Origin of the sequence: Arthrobacter glacialis (genome assembly GCF_002909445.1) — a bacterium.
GTDB classification, from domain to species: Bacteria; Actinomycetota; Actinomycetes; order Actinomycetales; family Micrococcaceae; genus Specibacter; species Specibacter glacialis.
On sequence record NZ_PPXC01000004.1, the window covers coordinates 371,924 to 389,590 of the forward strand.

18 protein-coding genes are annotated in these 17,667 nt (G+C 60.6%); 10 read left to right on the plus strand and 8 right to left on the minus strand.

What is annotated here, in order from left to right; translation table 11 throughout:
- The first annotated feature begins 11 nt into the window (after positions 1 to 11).
- Positions 12 to 611, plus strand: a complete 600-nt coding sequence (gene recR / locus CVS27_RS07285; protein ID WP_103465060.1) for a recombination mediator RecR — start codon at positions 12 to 14, stop codon at positions 609 to 611.
- 106 nt (positions 612 to 717) lie between these two features.
- Here the strand turns inward: recR and CVS27_RS07290 are convergent, their stop codons facing one another.
- Complete coding sequence (locus CVS27_RS07290) at positions 718 to 1,551, minus strand: helix-turn-helix transcriptional regulator (protein ID WP_103465061.1); 834 nt, start codon at positions 1,549 to 1,551, stop codon at positions 718 to 720.
- A gap of 78 nt (positions 1,552 to 1,629) precedes the next feature.
- Between CVS27_RS07290 and ilvD the strand changes: the two genes are divergently transcribed.
- Complete coding sequence (ilvD, locus tag CVS27_RS07295; RefSeq protein ID WP_103465062.1) at positions 1,630 to 3,525, plus strand: dihydroxy-acid dehydratase; 1,896 nt, start codon at positions 1,630 to 1,632, stop codon at positions 3,523 to 3,525.
- Between the two features lie 155 nt (positions 3,526 to 3,680).
- On the opposite strand, the gene CVS27_RS07300 is transcribed toward ilvD, so the two are convergent.
- A complete protein-coding gene (locus CVS27_RS07300) occupies positions 3,681 to 4,877 on the minus strand; it encodes an ABC transporter permease (protein ID WP_103465063.1) in 1,197 nt (398 codons plus the stop codon).
- The gene (locus tag CVS27_RS07305; RefSeq protein ID WP_103465064.1) at positions 4,874 to 5,848 is read right to left on the minus strand and encodes an ABC transporter ATP-binding protein; all 975 of its coding nucleotides are present in this window, start codon (positions 5,846 to 5,848) and stop codon (positions 4,874 to 4,876) included. The genes CVS27_RS07300 and CVS27_RS07305 overlap by 4 nt, the downstream gene beginning before the upstream one ends.
- Positions 5,849 to 6,175: 327 nt before the next feature.
- Here CVS27_RS07305 and CVS27_RS07310 point away from each other — a divergent pair, with 327 nt between their 5' ends.
- On the plus strand, positions 6,176 to 7,462 hold the full coding sequence (locus tag CVS27_RS07310) for an aspartate kinase (RefSeq protein WP_103465065.1): 1,287 nt from the start codon (positions 6,176 to 6,178) through the stop codon (positions 7,460 to 7,462).
- Between the two features lie 110 nt (positions 7,463 to 7,572).
- Here the strand turns inward: CVS27_RS07310 and CVS27_RS07315 are convergent, their stop codons facing one another.
- Positions 7,573 to 7,791: a hypothetical protein gene (locus CVS27_RS07315; RefSeq protein ID WP_103465101.1), complete on the minus strand. Its 219-nt coding sequence runs from the start codon at positions 7,789 to 7,791 to the stop codon at positions 7,573 to 7,575.
- 113 nt (positions 7,792 to 7,904) lie between these two features.
- Positions 7,905 to 8,129 carry a hypothetical protein gene (locus tag CVS27_RS07320; protein ID WP_103465066.1) on the minus strand — a complete coding sequence of 75 codons (225 nt, stop codon included), beginning with the start codon at positions 8,127 to 8,129 and terminating at the stop codon, positions 7,905 to 7,907.
- A gap of 118 nt (positions 8,130 to 8,247) precedes the next feature.
- Between CVS27_RS07320 and CVS27_RS07325 the strand changes: the two genes are divergently transcribed.
- From CVS27_RS07325 to CVS27_RS07355, 7 genes are all read left to right on the plus strand, one after another.
- Positions 8,248 to 8,730 carry a MarR family winged helix-turn-helix transcriptional regulator gene (locus CVS27_RS07325; protein WP_103465067.1) on the plus strand — a complete coding sequence of 161 codons (483 nt, stop codon included), beginning with the start codon at positions 8,248 to 8,250 and terminating at the stop codon, positions 8,728 to 8,730.
- Positions 8,731 to 8,734: 4 nt separating this feature from the next.
- Positions 8,735 to 9,661 carry a 3-methyladenine DNA glycosylase gene (locus tag CVS27_RS07330; RefSeq protein ID WP_103465068.1) on the plus strand — a complete coding sequence of 309 codons (927 nt, stop codon included), beginning with the start codon at positions 8,735 to 8,737 and terminating at the stop codon, positions 9,659 to 9,661.
- A 75-nt stretch (positions 9,662 to 9,736) separates the two neighbouring features.
- Positions 9,737 to 10,204 carry a thioredoxin-dependent thiol peroxidase gene (bcp, locus tag CVS27_RS07335; RefSeq protein ID WP_103465069.1) on the plus strand — a complete coding sequence of 156 codons (468 nt, stop codon included), beginning with the start codon at positions 9,737 to 9,739 and terminating at the stop codon, positions 10,202 to 10,204.
- Positions 10,205 to 10,402: 198 nt separating this feature from the next.
- On the plus strand, positions 10,403 to 10,972 hold the full coding sequence (gene uraD / locus CVS27_RS07340; RefSeq protein ID WP_306418481.1) for a 2-oxo-4-hydroxy-4-carboxy-5-ureidoimidazoline decarboxylase: 570 nt from the start codon (positions 10,403 to 10,405) through the stop codon (positions 10,970 to 10,972).
- A complete protein-coding gene (gene uraH, locus CVS27_RS07345) occupies positions 10,969 to 11,310 on the plus strand; it encodes a hydroxyisourate hydrolase (protein ID WP_103465070.1) in 342 nt (113 codons plus the stop codon). Before uraD ends, uraH begins: the two co-directional genes overlap by 4 nt.
- A 2-nt stretch (positions 11,311 to 11,312) precedes the next feature.
- Complete coding sequence (pucL, locus tag CVS27_RS07350) at positions 11,313 to 12,227, plus strand: factor-independent urate hydroxylase (RefSeq protein WP_103465071.1); 915 nt, start codon at positions 11,313 to 11,315, stop codon at positions 12,225 to 12,227.
- 155 nt (positions 12,228 to 12,382) lie between these two features.
- Positions 12,383 to 13,885 carry a nucleobase:cation symporter-2 family protein gene (locus CVS27_RS07355; RefSeq protein ID WP_103465072.1) on the plus strand — a complete coding sequence of 501 codons (1,503 nt, stop codon included), beginning with the start codon at positions 12,383 to 12,385 and terminating at the stop codon, positions 13,883 to 13,885.
- An 80-nt stretch (positions 13,886 to 13,965) separates the two neighbouring features.
- Here the strand turns inward: CVS27_RS07355 and CVS27_RS07360 are convergent, their stop codons facing one another.
- The 3 genes from CVS27_RS07360 to CVS27_RS07370 all read right to left on the minus strand — a co-directional run bounded on the left by CVS27_RS07360 (position 13,966) and on the right by CVS27_RS07370 (position 17,141).
- The gene (locus CVS27_RS07360; protein ID WP_103465103.1) at positions 13,966 to 14,697 is read right to left on the minus strand and encodes an SDR family oxidoreductase; all 732 of its coding nucleotides are present in this window, start codon (positions 14,695 to 14,697) and stop codon (positions 13,966 to 13,968) included.
- A 164-nt stretch (positions 14,698 to 14,861) separates the two neighbouring features.
- On the minus strand, positions 14,862 to 15,608 hold the full coding sequence (locus CVS27_RS07365) for an aspartate/glutamate racemase family protein (RefSeq protein ID WP_103465073.1): 747 nt from the start codon (positions 15,606 to 15,608) through the stop codon (positions 14,862 to 14,864).
- A 27-nt stretch (positions 15,609 to 15,635) separates the two neighbouring features.
- Positions 15,636 to 17,141, minus strand: coding sequence for an NCS1 family nucleobase:cation symporter-1 (locus CVS27_RS07370; protein ID WP_370739477.1), 1,506 nt, complete (start codon positions 17,139 to 17,141; stop codon positions 15,636 to 15,638).
- Between the last annotated feature and the right edge of the window lie 526 nt (positions 17,142 to 17,667).

Genomic DNA, 17,667 nt, shown 5'->3' on the forward strand with positions numbered 1-17,667 from the left:
CAAGAGGCATTGTGTACGAGGGAGCAGTTCAGGAGCTCATCGATGAGTTGGGGCGCCTGCCGGGAATTGGGCCCAAATCAGCCCAGCGGCTCGCCTTCCACATTCTGGAAGCGGATACCGAGGACATGCAGCGGCTGGTCCGGGCCATTGTCACGGTCAAGGAGCGCGTGAAGTTCTGCACAGTGTGCGGCAATGTCACCGAGGCGGAGTTGTGCAACATTTGTCGGGACCCGCGCCGCGACCCCAGCATCATCTGCGTGGTGGAGGAATCCAAGGACGTGCTCGCGGTGGAGCGGACCCGTGCCTTCCGCGGCCGCTATCACGTGCTGGGCGGCTCCATCAACCCCATCGCGGGTATTGGCCCGGACCAGTTGCGCATCCGTGAACTGCTGACCCGCCTGAACGACAGCCAAATCCAGGAGGTCATCATCGCCACCGACCCCAACTTGGAAGGCGAGGCCACGGCAACGTACCTCTCCCGCATGCTCAAAACCATTGGGATCGCCGTGACCCGGCTGGCTTCAGGCCTCCCCGTGGGCGGCGACTTGGAGTACGCCGATGAAGTCACCCTGGGCCGCGCCTTTGAGGGCCGCCGCAACGCCCTGACGTAACCCTCACATTGCCTCGCGAACGGGCAGTAGTTGTTGATGTTGCGCGCAAACATCAACAACTACTGCCCGCTCGGCAGGCGCAGTCGACTGCCGCCTGAATCGACCCCTATCCTGTTCCCGTCGTCAGCTGGGCAAGCCGTTCGCGTGTGGGCGTGCCGGGTGTGGGTGTGTAGAGCACAAAGTGCAGGTCCGGGGCGTCTGAGGGCACCAGCCTGTGGTGCTCAAAGGTCAGCTCACCCACCTCCGGATGGACAAAGATGCGCTGCCGGGAGGCAAAGCCGGCCACCCCGTGATCGGACCAAATCCGGGCAAACTCGTCGCTGGCCGCGGCCAGCCTGGCCACCAACGCCGTATGCGCCGCCGAACCGAGCCGGGGGCCTGCCTCGGCCCGGAATTCGGCCACAAAATTCCTTGACGTTTCTTCCCAGTCAGGCAGCATCCGGCGCAGCGCCGGATCGGTAAAGATCAGCCACAACAGGTTCCGCTGCTCCGGTACAACCTCAGCAATGCGTGAATACAGGCCGGCGTAGGCACTGTTCCACCCCGCAATCCCCCAATCCGGGGCCACGGCAAAGGCCGGGAAATCCAGGGCGTCCAGCAACGCCTGCAAATGCGGCGGTGCGGCTTCGATGGCTGTAACTTCAGCCAGGGGCAGGGCCGCGTAACCGCCCATGGCCAGCAGATACGCCTGCTCGGCGGCGCTCAGGCGCAGCACCCGCCCAATGGACTCGAGTACCTGGCGGGACGCGTTGATGTCCCGGCCCTGTTCCAGCCAGGTGTACCAGGTGACGCTGACGGCTGCGAAGGCCGCAATTTCCTCACGCCGCAAACCCAAGGTGCGGCTGCGGCCAATGGGAGGCAGCCCATGTTCGGCGCGGACTAGATTGGCGCGGCGGTCACGCAGAAACTGACCCAGCTCCCGCCGTCGTTCTTCATCCATGCCACCAAATCTAGCACTGCCACTACTAGTATTAGCGCCGTCTTCCTGTCAGGGCCAAAATGCTGGTTAACTGTCCCTATGCCTCCATTACGTTCACGCACAGTCACCCACGGCCGCAACATGGCAGGCGCACGCGCCCTCATGATGGCCTCCGGCGTCGCCAAGTCAGACATCGGCAAGCCCATTGTTGCCGTGGCCAACTCCTTCACCGAGTTCGTCCCCGGCCACACCCACCTCGCACCCGTGGGCCGCATTGTCTCCGACGCCATTCACAAGGCTGGTGCCATCGCCCGCGAATTCAACACCATCGCCGTGGATGACGGCATCGCCATGGGCCACGGCGGCATGCTGTACTCCCTGCCCTCCCGCGACCTCATTGCCGACTCCGTCGAGTACATGGTCAACGCCCACTGCGCCGACGTGCTGGTCTGCATCTCCAACTGCGACAAGATCACCCCCGGCATGCTCATGGCAGCCCTGCGCTTGAACATCCCCACCGTGTTTGTCTCCGGCGGCCCCATGGAAGCCGGCCGGGTGACCCTGACTGACGGCTCCATCCGCTCACTCGACCTGGTCAACGCCATCTCCGACGCCGTGGACGCCACCGTCTCCGACGAAGACATCGAGCTCATCGAAGACAACGCCTGCCCCACCTGCGGTTCCTGCTCCGGCATGTTCACCGCCAACTCGATGAACTGCCTCACCGAAGCCATCGGCCTGTCCCTGCCGGGCAACGGCTCGCTGCTGGCCACGCACACCGCGCGCAAGGAGCTGTACGAGCGCGCAGGCGCCACCGCCGTCGAGATCGCCAAGCGCTACTACGAGGACGACGACGAATCGGTCCTGCCGCGCTCGATCGCCAGCTTCGAGGCGTTCGATAACGCCATGGCCCTGGACATCGCCATGGGCGGCTCCACCAACACGATCCTGCACCTCCTCGCAGCAGCGCAGGAAGCGGGCCTGAAGTACGATCTGGAGGACATCGACGCCAAGTCACGCCAGGTGCCGTGCCTTGCCAAGGTGGCTCCGAACGTTGCCGGCAAGAAGACGTTTTACATGGAGGACGTGCACCGCGCCGGCGGCATCCCCGCCCTCTTGGGGGAGCTGAACCGTGGCGGACTGCTCCACACGAACGTCAAGTCAGTCCACTCCGAGGGCCTCACCGACTGGCTGGACGACTGGGACATCCGCGGAGGCAAGGCCACCGATGAAGCTCAAGCACTGTGGACCGCTGCCCCGGGTGGCCAGCGCTCCTCCACCGCCTTCTCACAGTCGGCCGAGTGGACCTCATTGGACACCGACGCGGCCGAAGGCTGCCTGCGCGATGTGGAGCATGCCTTCTCCAAGGACGGCGGCTTGGGCGTGCTGCGCGGCAACATCGCCCTCGACGGCGCCGTCGTGAAGACTGCCGGCGTGGACGAGTCCATCTGGACGTTTGAAGGACCCGCCGTGGTCTGCGAATCTCAGGACGAAGCCGTTGAAAAGATCCTGTCGAAGACTGTCAAGGCCGGCGACGTGGTGGTTATCCGCTACGAAGGCCCCCGCGGCGGCCCCGGCATGCAGGAAATGCTGTACCCCACCTCATTCCTGAAGGGCCTGGGCCTGGGCAAGGTCTGCGCCTTGATCACCGACGGCCGCTTCTCCGGCGGCACCTCCGGCCTGTCCATTGGCCATGTCTCCCCCGAGGCGGCCGCCGGCGGCACCATCGCGCTGGTTCAGGATGGGGACCGCATCCGCATCGACATCCCCAACCGCTCCATGGAGCTCCTGGTGAGTGAATCCGAGCTGGATGAGCGCCGCGAGCTGCTCGAGACCACCACCGGTTACCGTCCGGTGGGCCGTGTACGCGAAGTATCCGCAGCCTTGCGGGCTTACGCCTCCATGGCCACCAGCGCCGACAAGGGTGCCATTCGCCAGGTCCCTGCCGACGAGGTCCTGATGCGCGCGCCGCGGGCTGAAGTGTCCGTCTCCTAGCTAGTCCACGCCCCCGTCTATGACGCAGTAGATGCGGCGGAAAGCGCTTTCTTCGGCCTTTTTCGCGCAACTAGTGCGTCACAGATCCTGACCGCTGGCATGTTCGACGGCGTTCGACCCACCCAGGTGGGTTGAACGCCGTCGTGCGTTTTACGCTAGGCCACGCGCGTGCCCTTGGGCAGTTTCCCTGCAGGTGTGCGCAGGGCCCGCCAACCCAGTGCCACCACTCCACCGGCCACCAACAGTTGCAAACCCAGGCCCTGCGGCCACAGTGGCGTCTTCTGGTCCATGTAGTCGGCCGTGAGCTTGCCATTGGCACAAGGGTAGGTGCCTTCAGGACCGGCCTGCGCATACCTGGCCCCTTGGCTGATCGTCTCAAAAATGCCGGTAGTAGTCCTGTCCTCCGTCACCGATTTTTGGTAGGGGATGGAATCGGCAATCACCACAAACGGGTTCATGCTCAGCATCCAGGCAACCCGTTCCGTGCGCACGGTTTCCATCTCCTGGATGATCCCAAAGCAGTACCTGTTGCCATCACTGTCGGTGACATTGTTCGGCAGCGGCGGAATATAGTCCGGCGGCACCGGCTCCTTGATGTCGCCGCTGTCATAGCCGTACATGCCTGTGTACCCCATTTGATTGGCATTCACCTTTCCTTGGCTGACCATGGACCCGAGCCCAAAGGCGATGAGGGTTCCAAAGACCAGCAGTGAGACCACCAAGTAGGTGACAACTATGGAGAACAAGGGCCGGTTGGCGAGCGCAGAGATGCCAACACCCAACGCGCACACCACGGCAATTTCCACGGCGAGCATCAGCAGCGCAATGGCTATGTGCCCGAATCCCAGGCCGCCTTGGGCAATGCCAAAGACCAGGAACGGGACGCTGGCTGCCAGGAACGCAATCCCCGCAATCCATGAGGCAAGAAATTTCCCCCACAGGATCTGCCCGGAACTGAGCAACGTCACCTGCAGAATCGCCAAGGTGCCGCCGGCCCTGTCACCATTGATGGCATTGGCGGAAAATGCCGGGGCCACCAGCAGGCCAAACAACAGCACAAAGGCCAGCACAATTTCAAAGATCAGCGGGCCCGGGCCTCTGCTAGCGGCGCTTGTATCCCACGCCATATTGGCCTGCTGGGCATTCCAGCTCCACCACGTCAGCCACGTGACTATTCCGATGATGACAAACCACAATGCCAACATGATGTACCAGCCACGGGAGCGCAGCCTTTGGCGCATCTCCATGCCCACTACGGCAAAGACACCCTCACAGTAGGCGCGCAAGCCGGCGTGCCGCCCCGCGTTGCCGGCCACCGGCTGCGGGCCTGCATCATTTTGAGTCTGTGTCATGGCTGTTCCACCTTCATGCTCATGTAGGTCTCTTCCAAAGCACCCGTGGCCGGGGCGAACGCGCACACGTCAACACCGGCCATCACCAGATCCCGCAACAGCGCGGAGGCGTACTCCTGAGTGGGCCCTGTGATGATGACGGAGTCCCTGCGCCCATTCCCTGACTCAAAGGCCACTCCCAACGCTGTCAGGGCAGCAACCAACGCGGCGGGATCCAGGGCCGAAATGGAATACTTGCGCCCCTGCCCGGCCGCCTGGTCCACTGTCTGCGTCAGCACGGTGCGGCCCTGATTCACAAACACTGCACCGTCTGCTATCTCATCCAGTTCAGCCAAAACATGGGAGGAAACCACTATGGCTTTCCCTTCGGCGGCAAGCTGGCGCAGGATTCCCCGCAGAGCAACCCGCGAACCCGGGTCCAGTCCTGACGCCGGCTCATCAAGCAGCAACACCTGCGGATCATGAATCAAGGCGCGGGCCAGGCTGAGCCGCTGTTGCTGGCCACGCGAAAGCACCCGCGCCTTCTGATCCGCCAAGGGCGTCAGGTTCACCAGGGTCAACAGATCCTGGACCCTGGTGGGAATTTTTTCCTTGGGCAAACGGTAAAACTTGCCCATGGTGTTGAGGATTTCGCGTGCTGTCAGCGCCTCCCACACTCCGAGAGTGTCCGGCATCCACCCTATCTTTGCCCTGGCCGCGGCTGGGTCCTTGATGGGGTCAATGCCCATGACCCTGACAGTGCCGGAATCCGGCGCCAGCAACGAGGCAAGCATGAGCAGCAACGTGGTTTTTCCGGCGCCGTTGGGGCCAATAAGTGCCGTCACCTGCCCTGCGGGTGCCTGCAGATCCATATTGACGACGGCGTGAACCGCACCAAAGCTGCGGGACAGCCCCGTGGCGGACAAGCCATCGAAGGCCTCCAGCAACGCTGGCGGGTCCTGTTCCTGTTCCTGTGGTATGTGCTGGGTCATGGTGTCCCTCCCCGATGGTCCGCAATAGCGGATATGCAATCAGCATAGGCTCAGCTGGGCACCTGAGTCATCATCCCGGCGTCGGATATTCATCAGCTTTCAGCTGGCTGGCCCCACCCCTTTATCAAGACCACATAATGACCTTCAAGTATCATCATGTGGACATCATAATTCCGTGTTAACGCGCCACCGCGCTAAACTGACTTAAAACTGCCTTCCGCGCTGATGATGCCGCACTGGCCCAGCGCGCAGGCGCGGCTCTGGCGTGAGCGGCAGCAAATTTCCTTCTCCTAGTGTTGCGTTAGGTAAGCCAATGAGTGTGCATCCATGAGTCTGATAGTTCAAAAGTACGGCGGCTCGTCCGTGTCCGACGCCGAAGGCATTCTGCGCGTAGCCCGCAGGGTTGTCAGCACCCAAGCAGCAGGCCATGAAGTAGTGGTAGTTGTCTCCGCAATGGGCGACACCACGGATGAACTGTTGGATCTGGCCGCGCAAGTTTCCGAGCACCCCCCGGCCCGCGAGCTGGACATGCTCATGACGGCCGGAGAACGCATTTCCATGGCCCTGCTCGCCATGGCCATCAGCTCACTGGGTGGTGTGGCGCAGTCCTTCACGGGCAGCCAGGCTGGCATGATCACCGACGGCATCCACGGCAAGGCCCGCATCATCGATGTGGATCCGCACCGTGTGCGCACGGCCCTGGACAAGGGCAAGGTGGCCATTGTGGCCGGGTTCCAGGGCATGAGCCGCCAGACCAATGAGATCACCACCATGGGCCGCGGCGGCTCGGACACCACAGCTGTTGCCCTTGCCGCGGCATTGAACGCCGATGTGTGCGAAATTTACACTGACGTTGACGGCGTTTACACGGCCGATCCGCGCGTTGTTTCCAGCGCCCAGAAGATCAGCAAGATCTCCAGCGAAGAGATGTTGGAAATGGCCGCCTCGGGTGCCAAGATCCTCCACCTTCGCTGCGTGGAATACGCTAGGCGTTTTGGACTGCCCATCCATGTGCGGTCCTCTTTTAGTGACAATGAGGGAACCTGGGTTTTGCCCAGCCCTGACGACAAAATCAAGATCTCAGAGGGAGTTGCCTTGGAGCAGCCAATCATCTCCGGCGTGGCTCACGACCGGTCAGAAGCTAAAGTCACAGTTGTTGGCGTGCCGGACATTCCCGGCAAGGCTGCCATGATCTTTGGCATCATTGCCGGTGCGCATTCAAACATTGACATGATTGTGCAGAACATTTCCACGAAGGGCTCCGGAAAGACGGACATCTCCTTCACACTGCCCATGGTGGAAGGCGAGGACGCCCTGAGCGCCCTGCGCGCCAAGCAGGACGAGGTCGGCTTCGAGGACCTGATCTACGACGACCAGATCGGCAAGCTTTCCCTGATCGGCGCCGGCATGCGCTCCAACCCGGGCGTTTCCTACCGTTTCTTCCAGGCCCTGTCCGACGCCGGTGTGAACATTGATTTGATCTCCACCTCCGAGATCCGCATCTCTGTTGTGACCCGCGCAGACTTGCTCGATGTTGCAGTGCGCGCCGTCCACCAGGCCTTTGGCTTGGATGGCGACGACGAGGCGACAGTTTACGGCGGCACGGGCCGCTAGCCCACACACACACACACACACACACAAACAAACTGACCCGCAGAAAACGTCGAAATTCACGGTAAAACCGTGATTTTTCGGCGTTTTCTGCGGGTCAGTTGTTTAAGGGGCTACTCCGCAGATTCTTCCTTGCGGACGGCGTAGTGGTGGCCCTGTGAATCAGTCTCCTGCTCAAAGTGGGAGAGCTGCTCCTCACTGCTGTCTTCAGAGGCATCATGACGATGCACCACAGGGGCATCCATGTCTCCGTGGTCTGCCGGCCCAAAAACCTTCTTGAGCTTCTCGGTGCCATGCATCAATTTGTCCACGAACTTTTCACCGCTCGCCATCATCAACACCCACTCTCAGCAGAGGAAAATCGTGCCACCGGAACGCCTTCAGTTTACTCCTGCTGCCCACCAATGGCACTGGCGGGTTGCTCCACTGGTGAGCTGCGCAAGTGCTAGCGCAAGGACTTGTCAGTGGGGTCTTTGGGCACCAAATAGGTGCTGCCGTCGGCCCGGGTGACAGTAGTCCACTGCACCGTGGCCTCTTGTTGACTCTTCAACAGTGCCTTGTTCTCCGGCGTCATCTCATGATCCAGGGGGCTGCTGCTGGCGGGGCCCAGAATGTAGCGCAGGCGGCCTGTAAAGCGCATCAGTTTTTGTACTGGACTCATCTTGGACATGGGCGAAATTCCTTGTGGCGCTCGGGCCGGTGATGGAATCCCCGGCTGACTCAGAAAGGCGATACTATACATAGTACCCTGATAGTTAGGGCACTAACTAAAATGAGGGAGCAAGGCAATGGGTACCACAGAGAACGATCTGCTCTTGGAGCGGCAGCTTTGTTTTGGTCTCAGTGTGGCCTCCCGCAGTGTCATTGCAGCCTACAAACCAGTGCTCTCCGCCCTGGGACTCACCCACCCGCAGTATCTGGTCATGCTGGCCCTGTGGGAGCAGGCACCACGGAAAGTCAAGGACATTGGCAGCGCCCTGCTGCTGGAATCGGCCACTCTCTCCCCGCTACTGAAGCGTCTTGAGGCGCTGGGCCTCATTACCCGCGGCCGGGACGCCAGCGATGAGCGCGCCCTGGCCATTGACCTCACACCCGCCGGCCGAGCACTGCGGGACCAAGCCCTTTCCGTGCCGGGGACCATGATGGCGCGACTGGGTCTGGACCGCGACGGCGCCATGGCGCTGCACAGCAGCATGATGGCACTGATCGAGGCGGCCACGCACAACCTGGAAATTGCGGACACCAGCACCGCGGCCGTGGCGGATAATTGAAAGCATGACTTCTGCCCCACTCCCCCTCGCCGAGGATGCCTGGCAGGCCCGCGCCGCAGCTCACCACGACCGCGTCAACCGCTACGCAGCCCCTTATCTGGCCCGCCGCTCGGCTAATCAAAAGCACCCGGTGGAAGACTTCCTGTTCACCTATTACAACCAAAAGCCTGGCCAGCTGCAGCGCTGGCACCCGGGCGCCGGAGTAGTCCTCACGGGCGAGTCCGCCGCTGAGCGCTTGAAGTGGAAGTTTTACCGAGCTGTGCACGACGGCGACCCCCAGGCAGGCGGGGCAGCTCAGGGAAGGTCCGGCGTCGTCTTTGACAGGGAAAAGTTTCTGGTTGAACGCAAGGACGCGCTTGATTTTGCCCAGATAATTCTGGGCCGCACGGCCGCCCGTCCGGCGCAGTTTGGCTGCTTTGGACTCCACGAGTGGGCCATGGTGTACAAGCAGGAAGCCAACCAGGTCCGGCACGAATACCTTGAACTGCGCCTGGGTTCCAGCGGCACGGACCAAGTGGTTGAAGAGAGCAAGATCCGCTGCACGCACTTTGATGCGTACCGCTTTTACACCCCGCAGGCAACGGGCCTCAACGAGCTGACGCCGACCCGCGAGAACCAGCGTGACATGGAACAACCCGGCTGCCTGCACGCCAACATGGACCTTTACAAGTGGGCCTACAAGCTCTCACCCGCCCTCCCCAGCGAGCTGGTGATGGACTGCTTTGAGCTGTCCTGGCGCATTCGCGCCATGGACATGCGGGCATCACCCTATGACCTGGCTCAATGGGGCTACCCCGCCATCACCATTGAAACGGTCGCCGGAAAAGCTGACTACGTGGCGGCACAGCGTGCGTTTAGCGCCGAGTCGGCCGTGCTGCGTGAGAGGTTGCGCGCCGCCGTGGACGCATTGGTTTCTGATCGCCACCTTTGACCTCACCCTACATGAGACCTACTCTTATTTCACCCAACAATAATTAGATTTCATATTGCGAAATTTAGGAGACTCATGTCAACCGCACTCACCACAGGCCAAGCAGCGCCCGGATTCATCCTCCCTGATGCCAGTGGCCAGAATATTTCACTGTCCGACTACTCCGGACGCCAAGTGGTCGTCTACTTCTACCCCAAGGCGGCCACCCCAGGTTGCACCACCGAAGCTTGCGATTTTCGCGACAGCCTGGCCGCATTGCAGGCGGCAGGGGTGGACGTAGTGGGAATTTCCACTGACGCGACGGACACCCTGGCCAGCTTTGCCAACGAATTTGAGCTGAATTTCCCACTCCTCTCCGACGTGGACCACAAGATCGCCGAGGCATGGGGCGCCTGGGGCGAGAAGCTCGTCAACAACAAAACAGTCACGGGAACTTTGCGGTCCACAGTGGTGGTCAATGTTGATGGAACCGTGCGATCCGCCGAATACAACGTCAGCGCTGAAGGCCACGTGGCCCGCCTCCGTGGCGAACTGGGACTCTAGCGACCCCGCTGCATGGCATAGTCGAGGCACCCCGGCACCCCCTCATGGGATCAGCGCGCCGGGGTGTCTTTATGTGCGCCCACTGTTGTCCCGATATGGTGCCCCGATGGCTCATTGTGAACCGCACCGCCAGCACCGCTGTTGACATTTCGAGTGTGATGCGATTCACTATTCATACGCTGAAATAACAGTTCCACGATGCGAAATTTAGTTTTTATTCGCATAGCCTACGCCGTGGATGCCAGCATAAATCGCAAGGATCAACTTGCCATGCTGTTGAACGAATTCAACGAAACGCCAGAAATTAACCTAGCGGCAGCGCTGCGCCCCTGCATCGACGTCGAACGGTGGATCCAGGAGATCATCGACGCCCGGCCCTATGCCGCGGTGGAAGAAATCTTCAAGACCGCCAACGACGCTGCCGCACCATTCACTGCAGAGGAAGTCAACTCAGCGCTGGCACACCACCCCCGCATTGGGGAACGATTGTCCGGTGCCAGCACGGAAGCCGCGTTATCCTCCGCCGAACAGTCCACCATTGACCCCGCCGACACCATGACGGCCGCCGCTCTCCGGAGCGGCAACGTGGCCTACGAGGAAAAATTCGGCCAGGTCTTCCTCATTCGGGCACTGGGGCGCTCACCGGAGGAGATCCTGTCCGCCCTGCACGAGCGGCTGGAGAACCCACCCCACACCGAACGACTCATCATCGCAGAACAGTTGCGGGAAATCGCACTGCTTCGACTCAAGGCGGTGGTCAACGCATGAGCACCTCCCACATCACCACCCACGTGCTGGACACCGCACTGGGGAGACCTGCTGAGGGTGTCGCCGTCGAACTTGACGGGCACACCGGCGGGCAATGGGTTCTCCTCGCCTCAGGAATCACCGATGCCCAGGGGCGGGTCAAAGACTTGGGCCCCGAGAGATTAGAGAGCGGGAACTACCGCTTGCGCTTCAACACCGGCGCCTATTTCGGCGGCCTCAACACTGAATCTTTCTTTCCGGAAGTATCACTTACCTTCACACTCGACCACGCCGAAGAGCACTATCACGTGCCGTTGCTGCTGAGTCCTTTCGCCTTTTCAACGTACCGAGGGAGCTAGACATGAACGCGAACAGTAACAACATCATTTTGGGTGCCAATCAGTACGGCAAGGCTGAGGTCCGGCTGGTCAAAATTACTAGGCACACGGACCGCCACGAGATTGAGGACCTCAACGTCACCTCGCAGTTGCGCGGCGACTTCGCCGATGCCCACCTCCTGGGTGACAATGCCCATGTGGTGGCCACGGACACCCAGAAGAACACCATCTACTCGCTAGCCCGCGACGGCGTCGGCTCCCCCGAAGCGTTCCTGTTGCGCCTGGCGGATCATTTCACCGGTTCCTTCAACTGGGTTAGTGGCGGGCGCTGGGCAGCCGAATCTTACGCGTGGGACCGCATCCAGGCCCACGGAACGGGCCACGACCATTCGTTCGTCCGCAACGGCCAAGAGGTGCGCACCGCCGTCGTGGTCAAGGACGGTCCGGCCACGCATGTGGTGGGCGGACTCGAGGACCTGACAGTGCTCAAGTCCACCGAGTCCGGCTTCGTCGGCTACCCGAAAGACAAGTACACAACCCTTGCCGAGACCACGGACCGTGTCCTGGCCACCGACATTGCCGCCCGATGGCGCTACAACCCCAGCGCCTTGGGAGCACTTGACTTCAACAAGGCGTACGACGACGTCAAGGCCCTGCTGCTGGAAGGCTTTACGGAGAGCTACTCACACGCACTCCAGCAAACGCTTTTTGAAATGGGCAAGAAAGTCATGGCCGCCCATGAGGAGATTGACGAGATCAAGTTCTCCATGCCGAACAAGCACCACTTTGTAGTGGATTTGTCCCCGTTTGGCCAAAACAACCCGGGAGAAGTGTTCTTCGCAGCCGACCGCCCCTACGGACTCATCGAAGCCACCGTTTTGCGCGAGCACGGCAGCGACGCCGGAAACGCCTGGGACGGAATCGCCGGTTTTTGCTAGCACAGCTTTTTTCTAGCAAAGCTTTTTTCTAGCACAGCCGGGCCATAACGGCCCGGCTAAGAGGTAGGCGGGGGCTGTATCCCCCGCCTACCCGCAGCGGCAACTCCCAAAGCGGGTTGACGCTTAATAAGGGTAAGCAGACAAGGAGGTCCGCTATGACCAAAAGATCATCATCCACAGCCGTAGTCCCCACCCGGCCAGAGGATAAAAAACTAGGAATTGGGGCAAATTTTGCCTACGGATTCCAGCACGTATTGACCATGTACGGTGGCATAGTTGCCGTCCCACTGATCGTTGGCCAGGCTGCAGGCTTGGCAGCGGCGGACACCGGCCTACTCATTGCTGCGTGTCTTTTCATGGGTGGTCTTGCCACCCTCCTACAAACTCTGGGTGTGCCGTTCTTCGGATCTCAGCTCCCCTTGGTCCAAGGTGTCTCGTTTGCCGGCGTGGCAACCATGGTGGCGATTGTAAACGGCGGCGGTGGACTCCAGAGTGTCTTTGGCGCCGTCATTGTTTCCTCCGCGATCGGCTTGCTGATCACACCAATTTTTTCCAAGATCATTCGATTCTTCCCGCCCGTGGTCACCGGCACAGTCATTACCGTCATCGGCCTGTCGCTGATGCCCGTGGCAGCAAACTGGGCCATGGGGGGAAACAGGACTGCTGAGAACTACGGCAGCGTCGCCAACATCGGTCTTGCCGCCGCTACTTTGGTGGTCGTTCTACTCCTGAGCAAGCTCGGAAGCAGCACCATCTCTCGTCTTTCAATCCTGCTGGCCATGGTCATCGGCACGCTCATTGCCTTGGCTGTCGGCATGGCGGACTTCTCCAAGGTTGGCCAAGGATCGATTGTCGCCTTCCCCACCCCCTTCCACTTGGGCATGCCAACATTCCACCTCGCCGCCATCATCTCGATGTTCATCGTTGTGCTGGTGATCATGGTGGAAACTTCTGCCGACATCCTGGCCGTTGGGGAGATCGTGGGTACGAAGATTGACTCCCGCCGCCTTGGTGATGGTCTGCGCGCCGACATGGCCGCCAGCGTTGTTGCCCCTGTCTTTGGTTCGTTCACCCAGAGCGCCTTCGCCCAGAACGTGGGTTTGGTGGCCGTCACGGGGATCAAGAGCCGCTTTGTGGTGGCTGCCGGCGGTGTCATCCTCGTGGTGTTGGGCGTTCTGCCCATCATGGGTCGTGTCGTGGCCGCAGTGCCGACCCCCGTGCTCGGCGGAGCGGGAATCGTCTTGTTCGGCACGGTTGCCGCCAGCGGCATCCGCTCGCTGTCCACCGTCAGCTACAAAAACAACATGAACATGATCATCGTCGCCACCGCCATCGGCGCCGGGATCATCCCCATCGCCGCACCGACGTTCTATGACCAGTTCCCGAGCTGGTTCGCAACGATCTTCCACTCCGGCATCAGCTCCGCCGCCGTCGTGGCAATCTTGCTAAACCTCCTGTTCAACCACTTGAAGGTCGGCAACCCTGAGAATCCTTCCGTGTTCGCTGCCGGCACGGATCGTCTGGTCGCTGCCGAAGTCCTTGAGTGCCTCCAAGATGGCGACCGCTGCGAAAACGGCAAACTCATCGACGCCGACGGCAACGAAATACCCATCACCGGAGAGATCCCGCTGCAATCCAAGGATTCTCCCTCCCATTAAATCCAAGTACGACGGCGGTGAGTCACCCTATGAGGGAGGCTCACCGCCGTCGCCCGGGGCAGGAAGCGGCAGATTACGGGTCAGCCCCGCCCTATAAAGGGCATGCCCGCGGCGGTGATGACCAGCTGGCCAATGGTTGCGGAGGCCGGCAGGTCAGCCATGAACAGGACGGTCCGGGCGGCGTCGGCCACCGGGAATGTTGGCTCCACCAGGAGCTCGCCGTTGGCCTGCAATGCACCTGTGGCCACATCGAGGGTGGACATGATGGAGGTGGCGGTATTGCCGATGTCGATCTGGCCGCAACTGATTCCAAACGCCCGGCCATCGAGTTCGATTGACTTGGTCAGACCGGTGATGGCGTGTTTGGTGATGGTGTAGGCGGCCGAATTTGGCCGGGGCGAGTGGGCAGAAATGGAGCCGTTGTTGATGATCCGACCACCCTGGGGATGCTGTTTTTTCATGGTTCGAATGGCTGCCGCGGCACACAGCATTGACCCCGTGAGGTTGACGGCCACGGTGGCGTTCCAATCAGCGAGAGAAATCTGGTCCACGGATTGGGCGGGACCAAACGTTCCGGCATTGTTGAATAGCACATCCACCCGGCCAAAGCGTTCCACGGCCCTGTGGAACAATGCCTCCACCTGGGCTTCATCGGTAACATCCGTGGGCACCACCATGGAAAGCGGGTGTCCGTCCGCCGCGGCGAGAAGCTCAGCTTCCCGCCGGCCCGCCAGAACCACTGCGTATCCGGCAGCAAGGGCTGCTTGCGCCACGGCTTGGCCAATTCCGGATCCAGCACCTGTCACCACCATGACCTTGGCCCCAGCGGAGGAGGCGGCGCCGGCAGCAGTCTCATCAAATTCCTTGTTCACATCTACTCCTTTGAGGTGGCTTTCATTGTTTACTGTATTGACTGTGAACGCACAAAAAGGCGGGACCGGCGGAAAGTGCTCCGCTGGTCCCGCCCCTTGCAGTTCTAGTGTGCTATCAATGCCGTCGCATTCGCCGGAACAGGCCAGCCCGTGAAGGACTTGGGACGGGGTGTTGCATAGGTGCGCACCTTGGAGGTGGACAGCCCCATCCGGACCAAGGACTCGGCAATGGTTACCGCCGCCGCCACGCCGTCGACCACGGGAACACCTGTGCGCTCCCGGACCTTGTCATTGAGGCCCGCCATGCCGCCGCAGCCCAGGACGATGACTTCCGCCTTGTCTACGGAGACAGCCAGTTCAGCCTCGCGGACGATGGCTTCGACGGCGCGCTCCGGCTCCTCTTCGAGCTCCAGCACAGCCATCCCACTGGCCCGTACGGATGCGCAACGGTCCGTCAGCCCAGCCAACTTGAGCCGGTCCTCGATCAACGGCACTGCACGGTCCAAAGTGGTGACGACCGAGTACTTGTGGCCAAGGAACATGGCCGTGCTGGCTGCCGCTTCGGTAATGTCCACCACGGGAACATTCAACAATTCCTGCAGGCCTTCCCGGCCATGCTCGCCATATCCGGCCTGGACCACGGCGTCGAACGGTTCGGGATAGGACTGCACCGCGTCCATGACAGCAACCGCTGCGAGGTAGCTTTCAAAGTTGCCCTCACACGATTCGGCCCCAAAGCGAGGGGTGAGAGCCACAATCTCGGTGCCGGGCGCCGCCACTGCACGGGCCTGCTCCGCAATTGATTCGGTCATTGATGCCGTGGTGTTCACGTTGACTACAAGAATGCGCATGTTCTGCCTTTCATGAGAAGGGAATGGTTAGTGGACACTGTCTACGGCAATGGGTTCACCGGACACGTCATGGAACTCACGCTTGCGATCGGCCACAAAGTAGTAGGTGACCGCTGCGAGTCCGGCTGCAAAGAACCAGGAGAAGGCTGAGAGCTCATGCAGTGCCGGGATGAAGGCGATGGCCAGGGCCACCACGGAGGCGGGAACCAGGGCAAGCACGGCGCGGGAGTTGACTCCCCGCTTGTAGTGGTAGTCCGCACCCTCAGCCGTTGTGTACAGATGCGGGACGTTGACCTTGCCGCGGCGAATGAGCCAGTAGTCGGCCATGATGACGCCGAACAGCGGGCCCAAGAGCGCGCCCAGTCCGCCCAGGAAGTACACGATGACAACGGGGTTGTTGTAGAGGTTCCACGGCAGGATGACCAGGCCGAGGACTGCACTGACAATGGCTGCCTTGCGGAAGTTCAAGTGACGCGGGAACAGGTTTGTCAACGCGTAGACGGGTGCCACGAAGTTGGCCATCAGGTTAACCGCAATGGTGAGAATCAGCAGGGCAAGGCAGGCGATCACGAGCAAGAAGGTGTTCGGTATGGTCTGGACAATGTCCGCCGGGCTTTCAATGATGGTGCCGTCGATCTTGAACTGGGCGCCGGAGATGACAACAACAATGGCACCGAAAAGGAGCATGTTGATCGGGATGCCCCAGAAGTTTCCGCGCACAATGGATTTGGCTGATTTGGCCGAGCGGGTGAAGTCACAGAAGTTCAGAACGAAGGTGCCATAGATGGCAACCCACAGGGCGCCGCCGGCAAAGATGGTGCGCCACATTTCAGCGCCTTGCAGGCCGTTGTCTGTTTGCCAGGCAATGGATCCGCCGGCCTCTGCGAACATCCAGATGGCAATGGCTGCCATGGTGACAAGAATGACCGGGCCGGCAAAGGCCTCATACTTGCGGATCATGTCCATGCCGAAGCTGACAATGATGACCTGCACTATCCACAGTGCAATGAAAGAAAGCCAGCCCAAGGTGGAGAGTCCAAGGATGTTGTTGGTGTCCATTCCCGCCAAGGACGGGAACAGCGCCGTAAGCATCACCCTCAACACCACCGAGGCCAGGAAGGTTTGGATGCCAAACCAAACGATGGCGACACCGCCTCGCAGAAGGGACGCAATGTGCGCACCCTTGATGCCAAAGCTGATGCGGCTCATGACAGGGAATGGAACGCCCGTCTTAAACCCCATGAATCCGGAGAAGTTCAGCAGGCCAAAGAGGAGGATTGCGCCGACGCCCAGGGCCAGCAAGATCTGCCAACCACCCAAGCCCAAGGCAAACAAGCCGATGGCGAAGGCGTAGTTACCCAAACTGTGCACATCGTTGGCCCACAGCGTGAAAATGCTGTAGCTGGACCACTTGCGACCCTTCATCTTGGTGGGTGCCAGATCTTGATTGAACAGGGTGGCACTGAGGGTGTAACCCTCCGGTGTTTTAAAGGGAGGTTCAGACAAAGTAGTTCGCGTGCTGTGTTCAGACAAGGCGTTTCCTCTTCTTTGTTCAGGAGGCGTGGCCCCTCGTCCTTGAGGATCCCCACCTGCCTCAACCGCGTGGATATTCTTTGTGGAAGTAGCGTCCATGATAGCTCCGCAGCAAATAGTTTTTCGTATGGTGGAATATAACTTTTGAATAATGAAAACTAGTCTATGAGCCAGCTCACACCAAGTCAAAGGTTTTTTTGCGAAAATCTCCCGTAAGACCAAAATTTTGCATCCACTGGCTGTAGGCAGTACTCTCGGCATACAATATTTTGTTTCCATCTAGCGAAAATCGTGTCTTCGAGTTTCGCGCTTGGACCACCCAACGCCCGCGCCACGTTCGACGGCGAACGCGCAGCCAGCGGGTACGCGCCGCCTCACCACCAGGGAGGCCGCGAATGCACCACTGAAAGAGGACAGATGTTCTTGCGAGACGATAATTCCCACATCCGTAGCGGGTTGACAAACCAGCTGCCTGATCGCGATCCGGAAGAGACTGCCGAATGGTTGGAGTCCTTGGATACGCTGA